The 6,486-nt window shown below is 74.0% G+C and carries 4 protein-coding genes; all 4 read left to right on the top strand.

Annotation, left to right across the window (positions count from 1 at the left end):
• Nucleotides 1–11 precede the first annotated feature (11 nt).
• Nucleotides 12–971: an ABC transporter permease gene (locus tag HCN56_RS22375; RefSeq protein ID WP_312871377.1), complete on the top strand. Its 960-nt coding sequence runs from the start codon at nucleotides 12–14 to the stop codon at nucleotides 969–971.
• A complete protein-coding gene (locus tag HCN56_RS22370; RefSeq protein ID WP_167973968.1) occupies nucleotides 968–1,987 on the top strand; it encodes a carbohydrate ABC transporter permease in 1,020 nt (339 codons plus the stop codon). The genes HCN56_RS22375 and HCN56_RS22370 overlap by 4 nt, the downstream gene beginning before the upstream one ends.
• Nucleotides 1,988–2,052: 65 nt before the next feature.
• Nucleotides 2,053–4,065, top strand: coding sequence for a beta-galactosidase (locus HCN56_RS22365; RefSeq protein ID WP_167973966.1), 2,013 nt, complete (start codon nucleotides 2,053–2,055; stop codon nucleotides 4,063–4,065).
• Between the two features lie 56 nt (nucleotides 4,066–4,121).
• Nucleotides 4,122–6,455: a glycosyl hydrolase family 95 catalytic domain-containing protein gene (locus HCN56_RS27075; protein WP_167973964.1), complete on the top strand. Its 2,334-nt coding sequence runs from the start codon at nucleotides 4,122–4,124 to the stop codon at nucleotides 6,453–6,455.
• Nucleotides 6,456–6,486: the final 31 nt, after the last annotated feature.

Here is a 6,486-nt window from a genome sequence, read left to right as displayed (position 1 = left end):
TCACTCAGCCGATCGCGGGCGTCGTCTTCGTCCTCGACGGCGTGCTGATGGGAGCCGGGGACGGCGCCTACCTCGCCTGGGCGATGCTCCGCACGCTGCTGCTGATGGTGCTGCCGGTGCTGGCACTGCTGACGCTCTTCAACTACGTCCCGCTGCTGGGCAACGTGGTCGCCTTCCAGGACTACGACGTCTACGGCGCCGGCATCAGCGGGAGCCCGTTCGTCGGCTTCGACAACTTCGACCGGATCTTCTCCGACCACCGGTTCTGGGAGGTGCTCGCCAACACCCTGATCATCTTCTTCACCCAGCTGGTGCTCTTCTTCCCGATCCCGATCGCCATCGCCCTGCTGATCAACTCGGTGATGAGCTCCCGGGTCCGCGCGTGGGTGCAGGCCGTCGTCTACCTGCCGCACTTCTTCTCCTGGGTGCTGGTCATCACCGTCTTCCAGCAGATGCTGGGCGGCGCCGGCCTCATCGCCCAGTGGCTGCGCCAGCGCGGCTACGACGGGTTCGACCTGATGACCGACCCCGGGTTCTTCAAGTTCCTGCTCAGCGCGCAGCTGGTCTGGAAGGACGCCGGCTGGGGGGTGATCGTCTTCCTCGCCGCGCTGGCGGCGGTCAACCGGGAGCTGTACGAGTCGGCCGCGGTGGACGGCGCCGGCCGGTGGCGTCGGATGTGGCACGTGACGCTGCCCGCGCTGCGTCCGGTGATCGCGCTGCTGCTGGTGCTGCGGGTGGGGAGCGCGCTCAACCTGGACTTCGAGCAGATCCTCCTCCAACGCGACCAGGTCGGCGCGGGCGCCTCCGAGGTGCTCGACACCTACATCTGGTGGACCGGCATCAACACCGGCGACTTCGGCTACGCGGCCGCGGCGGGCATCTTCAAGGGCCTGTTCTGCGTGCTGATGGTGATCGCCGCCAACAAGGTCGCCCACATGCTGGGCGAGCAGGGGGTGTACTCCCGGACATGACCACCACCTCAGCCGGACCGTCCGGTCCGGCCCCCGAACCGGCGGCCGCCCGCGATCCCGGCGCCGCCCCTGCCGCGCCCGCTCCGGGACCCGACGCCCGCACCGCCACCCAGCGGCTGCTGGGCACGCAGCCGCGGCCCGTCTGGGAGGAGGAGCCCACCCGCGCCGGGCTCGCCTTCAAGGGGGTCGGCCTGGTCGGGATCTGCGCGCTGATCCTGGGGCCGCTGTGGGTGGTGGTGGTCACCAGCCTCTCCGACGCGCAGACCATCAACGAGGCGGGCGGGCTGGTGATCTGGCCGGACGGAATCACCTTCGTCGCCTACCAGGAGCTGCTCTCGGGTGGCGCCGTCACCCGTGCGACGCTCGTCTCGCTGGGGATCACCCTGGTCGGCACCTCGGTGTCGATGGTCTGCTCGGTGCTCTGCGCCTACGGCCTGAGCCGCACCGGTTCCTTCGCTCACGGCCCGGTGCTGATGTTCGTCATGGCGACGATGTTCTTCGGCGCCGGGCTGATCCCGACCTACCTGCTGGTCACCGGCATCGGCCTCGGCAACACCTACTGGGCGATGATCCTGCCGAGCGCCGTCAACGTCTTCAACATCCTGGTGCTGCGGGCGTTCTTCATGCAGACGGCGCCCGAACTGATCGAGGCCGCCCGCATCGACGGCGCCGGGGACTGGCGCATCCTCTGGCAGATCGTGCTGCCGCTCTCCCGCGCGGTGCTCGCCGTCATCGCGCTGTTCTACGCGGTCGGGTACTGGAGCCAGTGGTTCAACGCGATGCTCTACATCCAGGACTCCGACATGTACCCGCTGCAGATGATCCTGCGGCAGATCGTGCTCCAGCAGCAGGTCCCGCCCGGCGCCATGGGCCAGGCCGTCAGCAGCGGCCAGATCAGCAGCCTCGCCGTGCAGATGGCGGTCATGGTCCTCGCGCTGCTGCCGGTGGCGGTGCTGTCACCGTTCGTGCAGAAGCACTTCCAGAAGGGCATGCTCACCGGCGCCGTGAAGGGCTGACCGGGCCCCGCCCCGCCCCGGCCCCGTACGGCCGACCCCGACCCCCGCTCCGGAAGGTGATCGCCGTGCCCTCGTCCCCCGCTCCCCGCCCCCGGCTCGGCGACGCCACCCGCGGCCGGCTGCTCTTCGGCGGCGACTACAACCCCGAGCAGTGGCCGGAGGAGGTCTGGGCCGAGGACGCCGCGCTGATGCGGCAGGCGGGCGTCACCACCGCCACCGTCGGGGTCTTCTCCTGGTCCACCATCGAACCCCGGCCCGGGGCACGGGAGTTCGCGTGGCTGGACCGGGTGATGGACCTGCTCCACGACCACGGCGTCGGCGTCGTCCTCGCCACCCCGACCGCCTCCCCGCCCCCCTGGCTCGGCGCGCGACACCCCGAGACGCTGCCGCGCGCCGAGGACGGCACGGTCGTCACCTACGGCTCCCGGCAGCAGTTCTGCCCCAGCTCGCCCGTCTACCGCCGCTACGCCACCGCGCTGACCGAGGACGTCGCCGCCCGCTACGCCGACCACCCCGCCCTGCTGATGTGGCACGTCAACAACGAGTACAGCACCCACTGCTGGTGCGACACCACCGCCGCCCACTTCCGCCGCTGGCTCGCCGACCGCCACGGCACCGTCGACGCGCTCAACACCGCCTGGGGCACCGCGTTCTGGAGCCAGCGGTACGACGACTGGTCGGAGGTGCTGCCGCCCCGCCGCGCCCAGTACATCCGCAACCCCGCCCAGGCGCTGGACTTCCGGCGGTTCACCTCCGACGCCCTGCTGGAGTGCTACCTCGCCGAACGGGACATCGTCGCGCGGCACACCCCGCACATCCCGGTGACGACCAACTTCATGCCGCTGTGGTCGGGGCTCGACGGCTGGCGCTGGGCCCGGCACGAGGACGTCGTCTCCGTGGACAGCTACCCCGACCCCGCCGACCCGGTGGGCGGCGCCGCCCGGCACGCGCTGACCGCCGACCTCACCCGGGGCCAGGCGGCGAACCGGCCCTGGTTCCTGATGGAGCAGGCCGCCGGCGCCGTCAACTGGCGTGCCGTGAACCGTCCCAAGCCCCGGGGGATGAACCGCCTGCACTCGCTCCAGGCCGTCGCCCGCGGCGCCGACGCCGTCTGCTACTTCCAGTGGCGGCAGTCCCGGCAGGGCGCGGAGAAGTACCACTCCGCGATGCTCCCGCACGCCGGCCCGGACTCCCGGTCGCACGCCGAGATCCGGCAGATCGGCGCCGAACTCGCGCGCCTAGGGCCGGACATCTCCGGGACCGAGGTCGCCGCCGAGGTGGCGGTGCTGCACGACTGGCCGTCCTGGTGGGCCGCCGACGGCGAGGCCCGCCCCTCCGCGCTCGTCACCTACGAGCAGCTGCTCACCGCCTGGCACCGGGCGCTGTGGGAGGAGAACCTCACCACCACACTCGCCCACCCCGGCGCGGACCTCACCGGCTACCGGCTGGTCGTCGCCCCCTGCCCCCACCTGCTCACCGACACCGCGCTCCGCGCCCTCACCCGCTACGTCGCGAGCGGCGGCCACCTCGTCTGCGGGTTCTTCAGCGGTGTCGTCGACCAGGACGACCGCATCCACGCCGGCGGCATGGCCGCAGGGCTCCGCCGCCTGCTCGGCATCGACACCCTCCACACCTGGTGGCCGCTGGGAGAGGGCGAGACCGTGCACTGCGACGACGGCACCACCGGCACGCTGTGGTCGGAGGAGCTGACCGCCGCGACGGGCACCGAGACGGTGACCGCCTACCGGGGCGGTGAACTCGACGGCCTCCCGGCGGTGTTGCGCAACGGCCGCGCCTGGTACGTCTCCACGCTGCCTGAACCCGCCGCCCTGCGGGGCCTGCTGCGCCGCGTCGCGGCCGCCGCGGGCGCGACGCCGGTGCTCGACTCGCTGCCCACCGGCGTGGAGGCGGTGCGGCGCGGCCCGGCGCTGTTCCTGCTCAACCACGGCCCGGCCGAGGCCGACGTACCGCTGCCGGCCCCGCACACCGACGTACTGACCGGTGAGGAGCACGCTCGGACTCTCCGGCTGGAACGGTACGGCGTCGCCGTACTGCGGCCGACGGGCGCGGCGGAGTGACGGCGCAGCGCCCGGGGCCGTGCTCGGTGCCGGGCCCCTGGGACGGTCGGCGGCCGGTGCACGGCAGCTGGGAGCCGGAGCCGGCCGGGCGGTGGGAGGACGGGTACCTCGCCGGCAACGGCAGCCACGGCGCGCTGGCCCACGGCGGCCTCGACGACGACCGCGTCGTCGTCACCCACCACCGGCTGGTGCGCCCCAACGGCAGCGAGGGGCTGCCCCCGCCGCAGCTGGCCGACCAACTCAGGGACACACAGGCCGCCTTGCTCGCCGGCGACCACGAGGCCGGCCAGCGGTTCGGCGCGGGCCTCCCGTTCCACTGGGTCCAGCCGTTTCACCCCGCCCTGCAGACCCGCGTCCTCACCCTCGCCCGACCGACGCCGCCGACCGGGACCCGGCCCCGCCCGTACCGCCGCTCCGTCGCGTTCGCCACCGGCGAGATCCGCGCCACGGGCGACGGCCGCGCCTCCGCGGTCTTCGTCTCCCGCGCGGACGACGTCGTGGTCCAGCTGCTCACCGCACCCGGCCACCACCTGGAGATCCGCCACGACCACCGGCTTCCCGGTGCCCCGGCCGGGGAGCCCGCCGAGAGCCGTGCGCTGCTCGTCGACGGTGGCGCTCTCCTCGCCACCAGGCTCGACCACCCGGGCTCGGGACGCGGCTTCACCGTGGTCACCGCCGTGCACGGCGCCACCGACTCCCTCACCACGCACGGCAGCAGCGTGCGGGCCGGTGACGCGCGTGCACTGCTGCTGCTCACCCGGGTCCGCCGCCACGACACCGCGCGTGGGTTGCCGGTGCCGGAACCCGCGAATTTATGGCGGGAGTTGGCCGCGCAGCTACCGGCGACCGCCCCCGACGGTCAGCCGGCCGCCGTCCACGACGCGCTCCTCGCCCGGCATGTCGCGCTGCACCGGCCGGCCTACCTCCGGACCGCACTGGACCTCGGCGCCCCGGCCGCCGACCGCGCCCTCCCCGGCACCGCGCTGCTGGCCCGCCCGGAGAGCCCCGCCCTGCTGGAGCGGCTGTTCGCCGCCGGCCGCCACCATCTGCTGTCGTCCTCCGGTGAACTGCCGCCCCGGCTGACCGGCCTGTGGACCGGCGAGTGGGAGACCGCCTGGTCGGGCGCGTTCACCACCAACGCCAACCTGCCCCTCCAGACCGCGTCCGCGGCCGCCGGTGGCCTGCCCGAAGTCGTCGCGGCACAGCGCCGGTTCATCGCCGAGCAGCTCGACGACTGGCGGGACAACGCCCGCGCCGTCTTCGGGGCGCGCGGTGCGGTCGCCCCCTCCCACACCGACGGCGAGCGCGGCCACACCCGGCACTTCCAGCCCGACTACCCGCTCCACGTCTGGACCGCCGGTGCCGACTGGCTGCTGTTGCCGCTACTGCACGAGGCCGAGTACACCGGCCGCCCGGACCCCGTCCTCGACGCCGTGCTGGCGGACGTCGCGGAGTTCTACGACGACTTCCTGCTGCGCGACGGCGACGGCGACGGCGACAGCGACGGGGACGGCGACGGGGACGGCGACAGCGACGACAGCGGCAGCGGGACCGGCGGCACGGTGACCGTGGTCCCGTCCTACTCGCCCGAGAACAGCCCGGCCGGCCAGGGGCCGATCGCGGTCAACGCCACCATGGACATCGCCGCCGCCCGCCACGCCCTCACCACCGCCGCCGACCGGCTGCCCGGTGACCCCCGCGCCGCCGGCTGGCGCCGGCTGGCCGCGGCGCTGCCGCCCTACCGGGTCAACGAGGACGGTGCGCTCGCCGAGTGGGCGCACCCGGGGCTGCGCGACAGCTACGACCACCGACACCTCAGCCACCTCTACCCGGTGTGGCCGCTGGAGGAGATCACCCCGGAGAGGACCCCGGACGCGGCCGCCGCCGCCCGGCGGGCGCTGGCGCTGCGGGGCAGCGAGAACGACTCCGCGCACGGGCACCTCCACCGGGCGCTGATCGCCGCCCGGCTGCGCGACTCGGGGACCGCGCTCGCCGCGCTGCTCGCGGTGGTGCGCGCGGACTGCTTCCACGCCTCCCTAATGAGCTCGCACTACCCGGGACGCGACGTCTACAACGCGGATGCCGCGCACGCGCTGCCCGCGCTGCTGCTGGAACTGGTCGTGCACGCCACCCCCGACCGGCTGGTGCTGCTGCCCGCGCTGCCGGCGGCCTTTCCGCATGGTGCGGTCACGGGTGTCCGCGCTCGCTTCGGCTGCGAGGTGGACGTGCGGTGGTCGCCGCACCAGGTGGCGGTGGTGCTGCGGCCGGGGCGTGACGCGGCGGTCGAGGTGCTGCTCGGGAGCGGTGGCGCCACCGGGGAGCCGGCGGCCCGCGCCGGACGGCTGGAGCTGGTCGCGGGCCGCGAGCAGCGGCTGACCCTCCGGCGGTGACCGGCCCGGCCGGGCGACGCCGGTGGCGCCC

The sequence above is a fragment of the Streptomyces lonarensis genome (assembly GCF_012033735.1).
GTDB lineage: Bacteria > Actinomycetota > Actinomycetes > Streptomycetales > Streptomycetaceae > Streptomyces > Streptomyces lonarensis.
This window is presented reverse-complemented; position numbering and strand designations above follow the sequence as displayed.

Bases quoted from the DNA above. Each gene is read 5' to 3' on its own strand.
- HCN56_RS22370 (WP_167973968.1), top strand. From the start codon at position 968: ATGACCACCACCTCAGCCGGACCGTCCGGTCCGGCCCCCGAACCGGCG.